The 13,826-nt window shown below is 66.6% G+C and carries 15 protein-coding genes; 10 read left to right on the top strand and 5 right to left on the bottom strand.

Features of this window, described 5'->3' with window-relative positions; all coding sequences use genetic code 11:
• Positions 1 to 10: 10 nt before the first annotated feature.
• Both N5D91_RS04760 and N5D91_RS04755 read right to left on the bottom strand, forming a co-directional pair.
• Positions 11 to 685 (bottom strand): ChrR family anti-sigma-E factor, encoded by a 675-nt coding sequence (locus N5D91_RS04760; RefSeq protein ID WP_110712288.1) that lies wholly within the window; start codon positions 683 to 685, stop codon positions 11 to 13.
• Positions 682 to 1,305, bottom strand: coding sequence for a sigma-70 family RNA polymerase sigma factor (locus tag N5D91_RS04755; protein WP_164160529.1), 624 nt, complete (start codon positions 1,303 to 1,305; stop codon positions 682 to 684). The genes N5D91_RS04760 and N5D91_RS04755 overlap by 4 nt, the downstream gene beginning before the upstream one ends.
• Positions 1,306 to 1,438: 133 nt before the next feature.
• On the opposite strand from N5D91_RS04755, the gene N5D91_RS04750 reads away from it, so the two are divergent.
• From N5D91_RS04750 to N5D91_RS04705, 10 genes are all read left to right on the top strand, one after another.
• Positions 1,439 to 2,206, top strand: coding sequence for a hypothetical protein (locus tag N5D91_RS04750; protein ID WP_180854416.1), 768 nt, complete (start codon positions 1,439 to 1,441; stop codon positions 2,204 to 2,206).
• A gap of 81 nt (positions 2,207 to 2,287) precedes the next feature.
• Complete coding sequence (locus N5D91_RS04745; RefSeq protein WP_180854417.1) at positions 2,288 to 3,238, top strand: acyl-CoA desaturase; 951 nt, start codon at positions 2,288 to 2,290, stop codon at positions 3,236 to 3,238.
• A gap of 1 nt (position 3,239) precedes the next feature.
• The gene (locus N5D91_RS04740) at positions 3,240 to 4,517 is read left to right on the top strand and encodes an FAD-dependent oxidoreductase (protein ID WP_180854418.1); all 1,278 of its coding nucleotides are present in this window, start codon (positions 3,240 to 3,242) and stop codon (positions 4,515 to 4,517) included.
• Positions 4,514 to 5,281 (top strand): DUF1365 domain-containing protein, encoded by a 768-nt coding sequence (locus N5D91_RS04735; RefSeq protein WP_110712283.1) that lies wholly within the window; start codon positions 4,514 to 4,516, stop codon positions 5,279 to 5,281. Before N5D91_RS04740 ends, N5D91_RS04735 begins: the two co-directional genes overlap by 4 nt.
• Positions 5,278 to 6,537: a cyclopropane-fatty-acyl-phospholipid synthase family protein gene (locus tag N5D91_RS04730; protein WP_153855312.1), complete on the top strand. Its 1,260-nt coding sequence runs from the start codon at positions 5,278 to 5,280 to the stop codon at positions 6,535 to 6,537. Before N5D91_RS04735 ends, N5D91_RS04730 begins: the two co-directional genes overlap by 4 nt.
• Before the next feature lies 1 nt (position 6,538).
• A complete protein-coding gene (locus tag N5D91_RS04725; RefSeq protein ID WP_110712281.1) occupies positions 6,539 to 7,084 on the top strand; it encodes a DUF2878 domain-containing protein in 546 nt (181 codons plus the stop codon).
• Complete coding sequence (locus tag N5D91_RS04720) at positions 7,081 to 7,866, top strand: DUF1295 domain-containing protein (RefSeq protein ID WP_180854419.1); 786 nt, start codon at positions 7,081 to 7,083, stop codon at positions 7,864 to 7,866. The genes N5D91_RS04725 and N5D91_RS04720 overlap by 4 nt, the downstream gene beginning before the upstream one ends.
• Positions 7,863 to 8,936: a class I SAM-dependent methyltransferase gene (locus N5D91_RS04715; protein ID WP_180854420.1), complete on the top strand. Its 1,074-nt coding sequence runs from the start codon at positions 7,863 to 7,865 to the stop codon at positions 8,934 to 8,936. The genes N5D91_RS04720 and N5D91_RS04715 overlap by 4 nt, the downstream gene beginning before the upstream one ends.
• Before the next feature lie 8 nt (positions 8,937 to 8,944).
• The gene (locus tag N5D91_RS04710) at positions 8,945 to 9,478 is read left to right on the top strand and encodes a lipocalin family protein (protein WP_180854421.1); all 534 of its coding nucleotides are present in this window, start codon (positions 8,945 to 8,947) and stop codon (positions 9,476 to 9,478) included.
• A gap of 124 nt (positions 9,479 to 9,602) precedes the next feature.
• Positions 9,603 to 9,974 carry a response regulator gene (locus tag N5D91_RS04705; protein ID WP_180846603.1) on the top strand — a complete coding sequence of 124 codons (372 nt, stop codon included), beginning with the start codon at positions 9,603 to 9,605 and terminating at the stop codon, positions 9,972 to 9,974.
• Positions 9,975 to 9,990: 16 nt separating this feature from the next.
• Here N5D91_RS04705 and N5D91_RS04700 read toward each other — a convergent pair whose 3' ends face one another.
• From N5D91_RS04700 to N5D91_RS04690, 3 genes are all read right to left on the bottom strand, one after another.
• The gene (locus tag N5D91_RS04700; RefSeq protein ID WP_180854422.1) at positions 9,991 to 11,181 is read right to left on the bottom strand and encodes an aminotransferase class V-fold PLP-dependent enzyme; all 1,191 of its coding nucleotides are present in this window, start codon (positions 11,179 to 11,181) and stop codon (positions 9,991 to 9,993) included.
• Between the two features lie 88 nt (positions 11,182 to 11,269).
• Positions 11,270 to 12,484, bottom strand: coding sequence for an FtsX-like permease family protein (locus N5D91_RS04695; protein ID WP_180854423.1), 1,215 nt, complete (start codon positions 12,482 to 12,484; stop codon positions 11,270 to 11,272).
• 11 nt (positions 12,485 to 12,495) lie between these two features.
• Entirely contained in the window at positions 12,496 to 13,815 is a 1,320-nt protein-coding gene (locus tag N5D91_RS04690) for an ABC transporter permease (protein WP_180854424.1), read from the bottom strand.
• Positions 13,816 to 13,826 lie beyond the last annotated feature (11 nt).

Genomic DNA, 13,826 nt, shown 5'->3' with positions numbered 1-13,826 from the left:
TGCACGCATCCTAGAGCTTCACGAAACGCTGGATCTTCCGCGCCAGCCAGCCACTGAACACCAGTGGCGCATCCAGCGCCGACACGCAGATGCACGGTACGCCCGGCGCCGTCACCGGCTGATGCTCCACGTCCTCATCCAGATCCGCCACGTCGCCCGGCGCAAACAGCCCCAGCGCATCGTTGTAGGAACCGCGCAGGATCTGGGTCAGCTCGCTGCGGCCATGGCTGTGCATGGGCAGGCACTTGCCCGGGGCGATCTTCAGCATGATCAGCGACGGCATCTGCTCCGCACGGATGCAGTGCACGCCCGGCGCCATCCAGCGCCAACGCAACCCGCTGAGCGAGGCGCCGAAGAAAGGGTGCAGCGAGGCAGGCAGATGGTCCGGGTCGGCCTCGGGCCGCTCCTTCGGCACGGAACGCGCGGCTCCGGTCATGGCAATCGGCATTTCCGCAGCCAACTGCATCAGCATGGCCTCACGCAACTGCTCACGCCGCGAATCGGCGGTGGACGGCTGTGTCTGTTCCAGCAGAGCAGAGCCGATCGCCTCAGCCTCGCGCAGGCGCTGACGGCAATGCGGGCACTGCTCCAGGTGGGCACCGGCCACGATACTCAACGGCGCCGGCAGCGCCCCGGCGGCATAGCTCATCAGGGTGGATTCGTGCAGGTGGTGGTGCGGATTCACAGCGCACCTCCCACTTTCGCCTGCAGTTGCAGGAACGCTCGGCGCAGGTGTGATTTGACCGTCCCCAGCGGCATGCCCAACGCCTCGGCGATTTCGCTGTGGCTCTTGGCTTCGAAATAGGACATCCGCACCAGCCGCGCCTGCACCGCAGGCAGCTCGTTGATGCGCTGGCGCAGGCGCGCCTGATCGGCGAACTGCTCGGCACTGCTGCGCTCGACCACGTCCAGTGTTGCCGCATGTTCCACCGCGGCCTGCACCTGCATCCAACTGCGTTCGCGCCGTATGCGATCGATATGCAGGTTGCGGGCGATGCGATACAACCACGTACTCAAGGCCCCCTGCCCGGGGTCGAAATCGGCGGCCCGCAGCCACAGGCGCAACAGGCTCTCCTGCGCCAGCTCCTCTGCCACCGCGTCGGGCACGCCCAGGCCGCGCAGGTACACGCACAACCGCGGCATGAAGTAGTCGTAGATCCGCATGAAACAATCGCGGTCACGAAGCCGTGCCACGCCGTCCATGTCACCGGCCCAGTTCGTCGGCTCGCTGCTCGGCTGCTGGGAACTGGACACGATGCGTGCGGTATCGAAGTTGAGGAGTGTGCTGGCGGCGTCAGGGTACATCTGCGTTCGCGGCGGGCGGGTGAAGGTCTGTCCCCTGTACGCGCGAAGGCCGCAATTGGATGCAGGCGACGTAGCGCATCCAACCGGCCATCCCCGCCGTATGACCTGGGCCCCCCCCTTCCGGATGAACACCATGCGCACTGCCTGGCTGCTGCTGTGCCTGCCCCATGCTGCGCTGGCGGCACCCTGGCTGCGAAGTGAAGGCGTGGCCACCTCCGCGCAGGGCGACATCCTCTACCGTGAAGTGCACTGGCGGCGCGAAGCAACGGAGGGTGCCGAGCGCTGGGTGCTGTACCAGTGCCCGGATGGCCAGCCCTTCGCCCGCAAGCACTTGCCAGCCAGCGCCCGCCCGCAGGCACGGGGCTATTCGCTGCAGGACCGCCGCAGCGGCCAGACCGCCGAAGTCGACGCAGCTGGCGACTCGGTGTCGATTGCCTGGAAGGAGGATGCCACCAGCCTGCTGCGTCGGCGCCGGCTTGAACTGCCACCGGACGCGGTCATCGATGCGGGATTCGACGCTGCCGTACGCCTGCACTGGCCGACGCTGCTTCGGGGCGAGCGCATCACGCTGCCATTCCTGGTGCCGGCACGCCAGCGCTACTTCCCGGTGCAGGTGCGACGCACCGGCCCGGTTCGCTGGCAGGGCATCGACGCCCAGGCAATCGAAGTCAGCCTGGACACCTGGTACGGCGGCATCGCACCGCGCCTGTCACTGGTCTATGCCAACGGCGACCGTCGCCTGCTGGAGTTCCGCGGCACCAGCAACCTGCGCGATGCGCGCGGCAGCTACCCGCAGGTGACCGTGCGCTTCCGCTCGCCACCGGCCGAGCATCCGGCAAGCGACTGGCAACAGGCGTGGACGCAGTCTCTGGTTGAGCGCTGCGTCGTGACGCCCAGGTGAAGTGGAAATTTACTGCGCCGTGGCGCATCCATTGCGCATCCTGCTGCGTAAAGGAAGACACGACACCCGCCGAGATCCGCCATGGCCTCTGTAGCGCCCCTTCCCCGTCGACGCTGGCGCCTGCTGAGCACGCTGCAGCGCTGGTTCGATACCGGCAACGCCGCAGAGGCCACCGGCGAGCGGCCGGGGCGCATCGACTGGTTGCGCGCCGTACCCTTCGCGCTGATGCATGTCGCCTGCCTGGCGGTGATCTGGGTCGGTGCCTCATGGACGGCCGTGGTGGTCGCTGCGGCATTGTATGCAGTGCGTATGTTCGCGATCACCGCGTTCTACCACCGCTACTTCTCACACCGCACCTTCCAGGCAACGCGCCCGGTGCAGTTCGTGTTCGCGGTGATCGGCGCCTCCAGCGTACAGCGCGGACCGCTGTGGTGGGCCGCCCATCATCGCCACCACCATCGGCACGCCGACCAGCCGCTGGACCCGCACTCCCCACGTGAAGGCGGTTTCTGGCGCAGCCACATGGGCTGGTTCCTGACCCGTGAGGCCTTTGCCACCGATCTGTCGCGGGTACCGGACCTGGCACGCTTCCCCGAACTGCGCTGGCTGGACCGTTTCGATACGGCCGTGCCGGTACTGCTGGCCGCAGCGCTGTATGCATTGGGCGCCGGGTTGGAGCGCTGGGCACCGGGCCTGCACACCTCCGGCCCGCAACTGCTGGTGTGGGGCTTCTTCATCTCCACCATCGTGCTGTTCCATGCCACGGTCACCATCAACTCGCTGGCGCACCGCTTCGGCCGCCGCCGTTTCGAGACCCGCGATGACAGTCGCAACAACCTCTGGCTGGCGCTGCTCACCTTCGGCGAAGGCTGGCACAACAACCACCACTTCTTCCCGGGCACCGTCCGCCAGGGCTTCCGCTGGTGGGAAGTCGACCTGACCTGGTATGGGCTGCGCGCGTTGGCGGCGCTTGGGCTGGTCAAAGGACTCAAGCCCATTCCCGAGTGGGTGCTGGCCAAGGCGAGGTACTGACATGCGCATCGCAATCATCGGCTCGGGCATTGCCGGACTGGCCAGCGCCTGGTGGCTGGACGGCGAACACGACGTCACGCTGTACGAGGCCAACGACTATCTGGGCGGTCATACCCACACCCATGACGTGGAGGTGGATGGCCAGCGCATGGCGGTGGACACCGGCTTCATCGTGTTCAATCCGCTCCACTACCCCTTGCTGAGCGCGCTGTTCGACGAGCTGGGCGTGGCGTCGAAGCCGACCAAAATGAGCTTTTCCATGCACAGCGAGCGCAGCGGCGTGGAGTACAACGCGACCTCGCTGGATGGCCTGTTCTGCCAGCGCCGCAACCTGGTATCACCGCGGTTCTGGGGCATGCTGGCCGACCTGCGCCGGTTCTATCGCGATGCCCCCCTGTTGCTGGCAGAAGACGAGGGCCCAACGCTGGGCCAGTACCTGCGCAGCCAGCGCTACGGCGATGCCTTCATCGACGAGCACCTGCTGCCGATGGCCTCCGCGTTGTGGTCGTCCCCGACGGCTACGGTGATGGACTTCCCGGCGCGCTATCTGGCCCAGTTCATGGCCAACCACCAGATGCTGCAGATGACCGGGCGTGCGCCGTGGCGGGTGGTGAGCGGCGGATCGGCGCGCTATGTCGATGCCCTGCGCGCCCGCTGGCGGGTGCATGAGCGGCTGGAGTGCCCGGTGCAGTCGGTCGAGCGCATGCCCTGGGGCGCACGCGTGCACAGCGCGGCCGGCGTGGAAGGCTTCGATGAGGTCATCCTGGCCTGCCACAGCGACCAGACCCTGGCGCTGCTGCGTGACGCCGACCCCATCGAGCGCGACGTGCTCGGCGCCATCCGCTATCAAACCAATGAAGCGGTGCTGCACACCGATGCGTCATTGCTGCCACGCAACCGCAAGGCGTGGGCGGCATGGAACGCCCATGTGCCCCGCGATCCTGCCGCGCCGTGCACGGTCAGCTACTGCATGAACCTGCTGCAGGACCTGCCCGGCAACACGCCCCTGGTGGTAACGCTCAACCGCAGCGCGGCGATCGACCCCGGCAAGGTGCTGCGCACCCTGCGCTACGCCCACCCGGTGCACGACCATGCCGCAGTGCGCGCGCAACAGCGCTGGGCCGAGCTGCAGGGCCGCCGCCACACCTGGTTCGCGGGCGCCTATTGGGGCTGGGGCTTCCATGAGGACGGCATCCTCAGCGCCCGCCGCGTGGTCGATGCCCTGCACACCTGCGACCCACACCGCGTCATGGCGGCGACCGGAGGGGTAGCTGCATGAGCGCCAGCGCACTCTACTTCGGGCAGGTGATGCATCGCCGGCACCTTCCGCATCCACATGCGTTCCGCTATCCGATCGCACAGCTGCTGCTCGACCTGGATGAACTCGACAGCGTGTTCGCCGGGCGCTGGCTGTGGTCGATCAATCGCCGCAACCTGGCCGAGTTCCGTCGCAGCGATTACTTCGGCGATCCCGCGCGGCCTTTGGCCGATGCAGTGCGCGACCACGCTGCATCCACCCTCGGCTACCGGCCCACCGGCCCGGTCCGCCTGCTCACCCATCTCCGCTTCGCCGGGCATGTGTTCAACCCGGTCAGCTTCTACTACTGCTATCGGGCCGATGGCAGCACGCTGGACTGCATCGTCGCCGAGATCACCAACACGCCCTGGAAGGAGCGGCATGCCTACGTGCTGCCAGTCGCGACGGCCACGCACGAAGGCACCTCGCTGCGCTGGCGGTTCGACAAGTGCTTCCATGTCTCGCCCTTCATGCCGATGGATTGCCATTACGACTGGCGGTTCAACTGCCCTGATGGGGATCTGCGCGTGCACATGCAGGTCTGGCGCCACGGCACGCGCCAGTTTGATGCCACCCAGGTCATGCAACGGCACGCCCTGGATGGCCGCGGGCTGGCACGCGTCCTTGCCTGCTATCCACTGATGACCACCCAAGTGGTGGCCGCCATCCACTGGCACGCGTTGCGGCTGTGGCTGAAACGCAATCCCGTGCACGACCACCCCACCCTTGCCGAGAAACCGCGATGAACTCGATGACTCCTTCGGTCGCGCTGCCGCGCCCCGGCGCATTGGATGCCTTCCTGCGCCGCCGCCTGCTGGCCCAGCTGGCCCCGATGCGCGACGGTCGCCTGTGCGTGCGCGACGCGCTGGGCGAAGTGTGGTTGGGCGATGCCCGCGGCGAACTGCATGTCACCGTCACCATCGATGACCCGGCGTTCTATCGCAAGGTGGCGGCACAAGGCAGCGTCGGCGCCGGCGAAAGCTACATCCACGGCGAATGGCGCTGTGACGACCAGGTCGCACTTATACGCCTGCTGGTGCGCAATCGCGATCTGCTCGACAGCATGGAACACGGCCCGGCCCGAGTGGGCGGCTGGCTGTTGCGCGGCTGGAACCGCCTGCGCCGCAACAGCCGTGAAGGCAGCCGCCGCAACATCGCTGCGCACTATGACCTCGGCAACGATTTCTTCGCCCTGTTCCTGTCGCCGGACCTGATGTACTCCTCGGCCCTGTTCGCCGAAGACGGCGAGTCGCTGGAGTCCGCCTCGCACCGCAAGCTGGACCGCATCTGCCAGCAACTGCAACTCAAGCCGGGCGATCGCGTGGTGGAGATCGGTACCGGTTGGGGTGGTTTTGCGCTGCACGCGGCACAGCACTATGGCTGCCATGTCACTACCACCACCATCTCCGCCGAGCAGCATGCGCTGGCCACCGAGCGCGTCCGCATTGCCGGCCTGCAGGACAAGGTCACGCTGCTGATGCAGGACTATCGCGACCTGCAGGGTCAGTACGACAAGCTGGTCTCGATCGAGATGATCGAAGCCATCGGCGCGGAATACCTGGACACCTACATGGCCACGCTGCAGCGACTGCTGAAGCCGGATGGCGTGGCCCTGCTGCAGGCGATCACCATTGAAGATCACCGTTACGAACAGGCACGGCGCAGCGTCGACTACATCAAGCGCTATGTATTTCCGGGCAGCTTCATTCCATCGATCAACGCGATCATGGCCGCCAAGACCCGCTCCAGTGACCTGCAGCTGGTCGCCCAGCAGGATTTCGGCCACTCCTACGCACTGACCCTGCGCGCGTGGCGCCAACGCTTCCTTGCCCAGCTGCCCGCCGTGCAGGCGCAGGGCTTTGACGCGCGCTTCTGCCGGATGTGGGAGTTCTACCTGGCCTATTGCGAGGGCGGCTTCCTGGAGCGTTCGATCGGCGTTTCGCATCTGCTGCTGGCGCGCCCAGGGCATCGTCCCGCTGGCGCATCGGGTCAAGGCGGCTGAGATGCGCCGGTTCTGGGCCAATCTGCTTGGCAACCAGCTGGTCTGGCTGTGCGCCGTGGCCGGCGCCGGGCGCGGCTTGCAATGGCCGGCGCTGCTGGCAGCATCGCTCTACATCGGCAGCCAGCTGCTGACCTCGCCGCAGCCGCGGCTGGATCTTCGGCTGATGCTGTTGGCGCTGGCCTGCGCGTGGCTGGTCGACGCCAGTGCCGCCGCCAGCGGCGCCGTGCGCTACGCTGCTGCCCCGCTGGGCTGGGCGCCGCCGCCCTGGATCATGGCGTTGTGGGCCGCGTTTGCGATGACGCTGACCACCTCGATGCGCTTCCTGCTGCGCCACCCTGCCCTACCAGCCCTGTTCGGCCTGCTGCTGGCCCCGCTGGCGTATCTCTCCGCAGCGCGCGGTTTCGATGCGGTTCGATTCACTGCGCCACTGTGGCAGGGCCTGCTGGTGCTGGGTGTGGGCTGGAGCATCGCGCTTTCGCTGCTGTGCATGGCCGCTCGTCGCGGCTCCAGCACCATTCCGCCGCCCTTGGCCGGAGCACCGTCATGATCAATCTGTTGTGGGTCCTGCTGTATGCCGTGCTGGTGATGAGCTGGAGCTGGGCCTGGCAGCGCCGCCACCGCAACATCGGCGTGGTCGACGTGCTCTGGGCCAAGGGCGTGGGCGCATCTGCGCTGCTGCTGGCACTGCTTGGTGACGGCGCGGTCGTGCCACGGGTTGCACTGGGGCTGCTTGGCGGCCTGTGGGGCAGTCGACTCGCCCTGCACCTGTGGCACCGAGTCCGTCACGAGCAGGAGGATGGGCGTTACCGTTACCTGCGTGAGTACTGGCATGGGCATCAGGGCAAGATCTTCGGCTTTTTCATGGCCCAGGCATTGCTGGTCGTGCTGTTCGCCCTGCCCTTTGCCGCGGCGGCTGCCAATCCCCGTGCCGACCTGACACCTTGGGTCGTGGCCGCCGCACTCGTCTGGCTACTGAGTGTCGGTGGCGAGAGCCTGGCCGACCATCAACTGGCCCGGTTCCGCGCGGATCCGGCGAACAAGGGTCGCACCTGCCGCGACGGGCTGTGGCGCTACTCCCGCCACCCCAACTACTTCTTCGAATGGCTGCACTGGTTCAGCTACGTCCTGCTCGCGGTGGGCTCGCCGCTGTGGTGGCTGGCTTGGGCCGGACCGCTGTTGATGTACGTGTTCCTGCGCTACCTCAGCGGCATCCCGTTCACCGAAAAGCAGGCCCTGCGCAGCCGGGGCGAGGACTACCGCGCCTACCAGCGCAGCACACCGATGTTCTTCCCCTGGTTTCCCCGCCCTTCCAAGGACCATTCCGCATGAACGCCATTCCGTCACAGAACCTGGCTGAGGAGACCGAGACCGGGCTGATCGCCTGGGCCGAGCGTGGCCTGGTTCCCGATGCGGCGCTGCGGGCAGGCATCCGCCGCCTGTGTGCGCAACGCCTGCATGAGGAGTCCGAAGGCGGCATCAAGGGGCAGTCGGCCCGCTTCCGCGAGCGCATCGCCGAGCTGGCCGACAGCCCGCTGGCGCTGCATGTCGACGCGGCCAACCGGCAGCACTATGAAGTGCCGGCAGCCTTCTTCCAGGCCTGCCTGGGCAAGCGTCTGAAGTACAGCAGCTGCTACTACCCCACCGGCCGGGAAACCCTGGACCAGGCCGAGGAAGCCATGCTAGAGCTGTACGGCCAGCGTGCCGCCCTGGCAAACGGCCAACAGATTCTTGAACTCGGCTGTGGCTGGGGCTCACTGACGTTGTGGATGGCCGAACGCTATCCGCAGGCGCATATCACCGCCGTTTCCAATTCGCACAGCCAACGCCAGTACATCATGGCGCAATGCCAGGCGCGCAGCCTGGGCAATGTCGAGGTACTGACCCGCGACGTCAACGAACTTGAACTGCCGACGGCACGGTTCGACCGCTGTGTGTCGGTGGAAATGTTCGAGCATGTGCGCAACTACGAACGCCTGCTGGCGCGGATCAGCCAGTGGCTGAAGCCCGACGGCGCGCTGTTCGTGCACATCTTCGCCCACCGCACGCTGATGTATCCGTTCGAGACCGGCGGCGGTGACAACTGGATGGGCCGCCACTTCTTCACCGGCGGCCTGATGCCCGCTGCCGACACCCTGCTGCACTTCCAGCGCGACCTGCAGCTGCAGCAGCGCTGGTTGCTGGATGGCACCCACTACCAGCGCACCGCAGATCACTGGCTGGCCAACCAGGATGCAGCGCGCGGGGACGTGATGCCCATCCTGGTCGCCACATATGGCCAGGCTGCCGCAAAGATCTGGTGGCAGCGCTGGCGCATGTTCTGGATGGCCTGTGCCGAGCTGTTCGGCTACGACGATGGCCAGCAGTGGCTGGTGGCCCACTACCTGTTCCGTCCCCGTTGAGGTGCCACATGCGCATGTTCTCGCTGCTCCCCCTGCTCGCGGTCGGTCTGTTCGGGTCCGGCTGCAGCGCGAGTGACACCCGCCCCTTGCCGCGTCCATCCGCGGTGGACGTGCCGCGTTTCATGGGCGACTGGTATGTGATCGCACACATTCCCTCACGGCCCGAGCGCGAGGCCTTCGACGCCGTGGAAAGTTACGCGCTGCGACCGGATGGGCGCATCCAGACCACCTTTACCTATCGCAAGGGCAGCTTCGACGCCCCGCAGAAGTCGATGCATCCGATCGGCCGGGTGGAAAAGGAAGGAAACGGCGCCGTCTGGGGCATGCAGTTCATCTGGCCGATCCAGGCCGAATACATCATTGCCTGGCTCGACGAAGACTACCGCCAGACCATCGTGGCGCGCAGCAAGCGTGACTGCGTCTGGTATATGGCACGTACGCCACAGGTCTCGGAAAGCGACTACCAGCAGGCAGTGCAGCGCATTGCGGCGATGGGCTATGACACCCGCAAGCTGCGGCGCGTGCCGCAGTCGGTGCGATGACGTCTTCGCTGGAAACCGGTGAACGCAGGCGGCATTTCGCGCCAACCTGACGCGGTGCATCCACGGCGCTGATGCGCCGCTGCGCACACTGCGTTACCCCACCGCAAGACAGGCTCCTCCCGGCATGCATCCCTTATCCCATCCGCGCACCTGCAACCTGTTGCTGGTGGAGGATCAGTTCGACCTGGCCGCCTTGATGGAGCAGGCACTACAGGACGGGGGGAGCCAGGTGACACACGCCTACAGCGTATTCGACGCGATGGAACTGCTCGACACCCAGCACTTCGATGGCGCCGTGCTGGATGTGGAGCTGCGTGACGGCGTGGTTTTTCCGGTTGCCGACCGCCTGGCCGACCTCGGCATTCCCTATCTGTTCGTTTCAGCAGTCTATGACCAGCTCGTTCCGGCGCGGCATCGCCGCGCGCCGTTCGTGGCCAAGCCGTTCCATCTCGACATGCTGCAGCAGGCGGTGCATCGCACCGTAACCGGGCATTGAACGTCCGTGCTCCGGATCAGTCGAGCGTGCCCAGCAGCCACGCCACGCAGCGCCTGACATCCTCGGCGTCATGCCAGCAATGGAGTGCGACGCGCAGATAACCCAACCGGACGCTGCTGTGGATGCCCTGCGCCTCTGCTGTCGCCAGCAGGCGCGCCAACCGCTCCTCCGGAAGCGCGAAGCAGAGCGTCGGGCCCAGGCGATCCTGTTCGAGCAGCGCCATCAGTCGCGCAGCTTCCGCACGCCACGTCCCGTCACCCAGCGCCAATTGCTCGAGCAGCTGCCGCTGCAGCGATGCCACATGCGCCTGGATGGCGGCCACACCGCCACAGTCCAGCAGCAGCTGCAGTGATGAGGCAAGTGCCTCGCACGACAGGATCGAAGGACTGCCCGCTTCCAGCCGCCGTCCGTCCGTGGCCCAGAGGTCGGCCGCGGGCGCCGGGTCCGAAGTCTGCGAGAACTCCTCGGGCCCGGAGAGCCAGGTTCCCAGCGGAACCAGCTTCTGGCGGAACCCGGGCTCGGTCCAAAGGAAGCCCTGCCCCTGCAGGCCCAGCAGGCCCTTGTGGCCCCCGGTCGCCAGCGCGCTCACGCCCGTCAGTTCGAGCGTTGTCGTGCCGGCACCCTGGATCGCATCAACCACAAGATCGACACCCGCGCCGCGACACGCCGCTCCCAGTTTCTGCAGATCCAGTTTGATTCCATCCTGGAAGCGCACCCAGGAGGCGGCGATCATCCGGGTACGCGGCGTGATCGCTTCGATCAGCCGATCTTCCGGCGCATCCCGTGCGGTCGGGCGCTGGCCTGGCTGCCACAGGTCGATCTCCCGGCACTGCACGCCGCGTCGGGACAACGCCAGCCACGGCAGGCGGTTGCTGGGGAACTCGCCTGCCGGAATCAGGATCTCGTCACCGGCCTGCCAGGGGTAACCGAACGCAACGGCCTCCAGGCCGGACGAGGTGCAGGTCATCAGGCTGATGTCCGCAGCGTCAGCGGCCAGCAGCGTCGCAGCGGCATGCCGCAACCTGCGCTGGACATCCAGGAAGTCCTCCTCCCAGCGCAACTCCCACGGCCGCAGCTGCACCCCCATCAATGCCTGCACCGCATCCGCGGATGCCCGCGGCAGCGGCCCGTCCTTGCAATGGGAAAGCCACAGCACATCGCGTGGCATATCGAACGCGGCAGGATCAAGCAGGGAAGCGGTAGTCATAGGGAGAACGGCAGCATCTGCGGAGACACCCATCATGCGGGGCGTGCCCGCAGGGACGTCAAGCGCCCTGAGCATGCAGCACCGGAAATCAGGCAGACCGGATGGCCTGCACGGGCATGATCGCGGACGCCCTCAATGCAGGTGCCAGGACCGCCACCTGCCCCAGCAGCCACAGCGCCAGCGCACTGATCGGCAGGTACGCCAGTGGAAGCCGGGGCAGTTCGTAGAACCGCATCAGACCGAGGTTGAATGCATAGGCCAGCAACGCGCCAACTACGACACCCAGGCTCACGACCAGGAAGTTCTCCAGCTGGAAGTAGCGCAGGATGTCGCGGCGGGTAGCACCCAGCGCACGGCGGATGCCGATCTGCCTGCGCCGCTGCTCTACCCAGTAGCTGGCCAGGCCGACAATGCCCAGCGCGGTGGCTCCCAGCAGCGCGACGATCACGCCCGCCAGCAGCGCCATCATCAACCTGGCGCCATGGAAATAGTCCGCGCGCAGCTCGGCGACGGTGCGGCTGGCGGCCTGGTCGAATACCACGTCGGGGGCCACTGCTGCCACCGCCCGCTGTGCGTCGGCCATGACCCGCGGCAGCGCTTCGGGCGCGGCCCGCACCAGGTAGCGCCCCGCCAACTGCGGACCTGGCTTGGCCGGCATCAGCACGGACCAATCATTGCCCAGCGCCTCCCCTCCACCGGGCTGTGACACAGCCAGGTGCTCGACCACGCCGATAACGGTGAAACGGCTGTCCATCGACCACAGGCTGCGCCCCACTGCCGGCTCACCGGGCCAGTAACGTTCCGCCAGCTGCCGCGTCACCAGGATCGGCGCATTGGCGGGCACGTACTGCCCGATCGGCGCGTACTCGGCGGCATCCGGCAAGCGCCCGGCCAACAGCTTCAGGCCCAGCGCCTGGATCGCCACCGCATCACCCAGGTAGAAATCGAGGACCCCGCCGAAGACGTTGCCGCTCTCATCGGTATGGACACCCGCGCGGACACCCGGCTCACCGAACGGAACGGCGCTGATGATGCCGACCGACGTTACGCCCGGAATCGCCTGCAGTGCACCGGTCACACGGGCATTGAGGTCAGCGGCCTGCGCGGCGTCGAATCCGGAGAGCTGCACAATGCCCAGCGACGACTCGGCCAGGCCGCTGTCCAGGTTCAGTGCACGCCCCTTCTCGGTGAGCATGAAGATGGCATTGCACAGCACGGCGCAGGCCAGCGCGATCTCCAATGCAATCAACAGGGTGGCCAGCCGGTGCTTGCGCAGCGCTGCGATGATCAGTCCGGTTTGCATGATCGTGTCCTCTACAGCAGCTTGAGCTGCGCCACGGGCTGGATCGAACTCGCGCGATAGGCGGGAATCGCGCCTGCCACCAGGCTGGCCAGCAGGGAAAGACCGAAGGTGGCCATGAACATGGCCGGGTCCAGATGGATCAGGTCCGCGTAGGCAACCGGCTGGGCGCGGATCACCCACAGGCCCAGCAAGGTCAGCAGCAGCCCGCCCAACCCTCCGGCGACACCGATCAGCCCGGCTTCCAGCATGCATTGCATGAACACCGCACGCCGGCTGGCACCCAGCGCGCGCCGCAGGCCGATTTCTCCGCCGTGGCGCAGGAAGCGCGCCAGCAGCAGCCCGACCACATTGGCCAGGCAGACCATCAGGAACGCAAAGGACAGCACCGTCTGTACCTTCACGTCACTCGGCACTACCTGGTTGAAGTCCAGCCACGCCATCAACGAGCGGAGCCGGGTATTGTCGGCGTGCCGGATGCGCCCCAGACGCTGCTGTTCGCCGGCGTAGTTGGCCAGATAGCGACGATAGCCGGCCACCTTCTCCGGGCTGCCCAGCTCCACCCAGACCGCGACCGCCACGCAGGGCGAGTTCTGCAGCACACCCGGCTTATCGGGCATTGCCCAGCAGGTAAAGGGCTGGAAATCGCCCTCGTTGATATCCAGGCTGGTCGACATCGGCAGATAGATGTCATCGGCCGCGGCGTAGAAACTTGACGTCTCGCCACCCGAGAACCGCCCTCCCCTGATCTTGTAGAACAAGGGAGAGGGCCGCCAGTGATCCAGCACGCCGATCACCTGCACATGGGTATCCTTGACCCGGAGGGTCTGGCCAACACTGTCGCGGCCCCCGAACAGGCGCTGGTTCAACCGGGCCGAGATGACCGCGACGCGGCCGCGACGCTGGTCATCGTCAGCCGTCCAGGCGCGGCCATACTGGAAGGGCACCTCGAACATGGGGAAGAAGTCCGCCGTGGTCGAGATCGAAGATCCCATCAGCGGCGCCGTCCCGGCCAGGTCCGAACGGAGCTTCACCGGATTGACCACCACCATGGTCTGCCGGTCTGCCTGGCCCGATGACCAGAGATCGTGCGCGGTCCGATAGTCGAGTACGTCGTGTGGTTCGCGTCCTTTCGATCCAGGATCGACGTCCACCTGCGGATAGAAGATCCGATCACTCCGGCCAGGCAGCGGATCCCCGGAAAGCAGGTGGGTGACGGTCAGCGTGGTCATGCTGGCGCCGATCCCCACGGCAACCGCCAGCACCATCAGTGCGGTAATGATCGTGTTGCGCCTGGCGTTGTGCAGCGCCAGCTTCAGGTAATAGCCCATCATGGAAGGTGCAT

The sequence above is a fragment of the Stenotrophomonas sp. GD03794 genome (assembly GCF_029842145.1).
Taxonomy (GTDB): Bacteria; Pseudomonadota; Gammaproteobacteria; order Xanthomonadales; family Xanthomonadaceae; genus Stenotrophomonas; species Stenotrophomonas riyadhensis.
This window is presented reverse-complemented; position numbering and strand designations above follow the sequence as displayed.

Bases quoted from the DNA above. Each gene is read 5' to 3' on its own strand.
- N5D91_RS04755 (WP_164160529.1), bottom strand. From the start codon at position 1,305: ATGTACCCTGACGCCGCCAGCACACTCCTCAACTTCGATACCGCACGC.
- N5D91_RS04750 (WP_180854416.1), top strand. From the start codon at position 1,439: ATGCGCACTGCCTGGCTGCTGCTGTGCCTGCCCCATGCTGCGCTGGCG.
- N5D91_RS04745 (WP_180854417.1), top strand. From the start codon at position 2,288: ATGGCCTCTGTAGCGCCCCTTCCCCGTCGACGCTGGCGCCTGCTGAGC.
- N5D91_RS04740 (WP_180854418.1), top strand. From the start codon at position 3,240: ATGCGCATCGCAATCATCGGCTCGGGCATTGCCGGACTGGCCAGCGCC.
- N5D91_RS04735 (WP_110712283.1), top strand. From the start codon at position 4,514: ATGAGCGCCAGCGCACTCTACTTCGGGCAGGTGATGCATCGCCGGCAC.
- N5D91_RS04730 (WP_153855312.1), top strand. From the start codon at position 5,278: ATGAACTCGATGACTCCTTCGGTCGCGCTGCCGCGCCCCGGCGCATTG.
- N5D91_RS04725 (WP_110712281.1), top strand. From the start codon at position 6,539: ATGCGCCGGTTCTGGGCCAATCTGCTTGGCAACCAGCTGGTCTGGCTG.
- N5D91_RS04720 (WP_180854419.1), top strand. From the start codon at position 7,081: ATGATCAATCTGTTGTGGGTCCTGCTGTATGCCGTGCTGGTGATGAGC.
- N5D91_RS04715 (WP_180854420.1), top strand. From the start codon at position 7,863: ATGAACGCCATTCCGTCACAGAACCTGGCTGAGGAGACCGAGACCGGG.
- N5D91_RS04710 (WP_180854421.1), top strand. From the start codon at position 8,945: ATGCGCATGTTCTCGCTGCTCCCCCTGCTCGCGGTCGGTCTGTTCGGG.
- N5D91_RS04705 (WP_180846603.1), top strand. From the start codon at position 9,603: ATGCATCCCTTATCCCATCCGCGCACCTGCAACCTGTTGCTGGTGGAG.
- N5D91_RS04700 (WP_180854422.1), bottom strand. From the start codon at position 11,181: ATGACTACCGCTTCCCTGCTTGATCCTGCCGCGTTCGATATGCCACGC.
- N5D91_RS04695 (WP_180854423.1), bottom strand. From the start codon at position 12,484: ATGCAAACCGGACTGATCATCGCAGCGCTGCGCAAGCACCGGCTGGCC.
- N5D91_RS04690 (WP_180854424.1), bottom strand. From the start codon at position 13,815: ATGATGGGCTATTACCTGAAGCTGGCGCTGCACAACGCCAGGCGCAAC.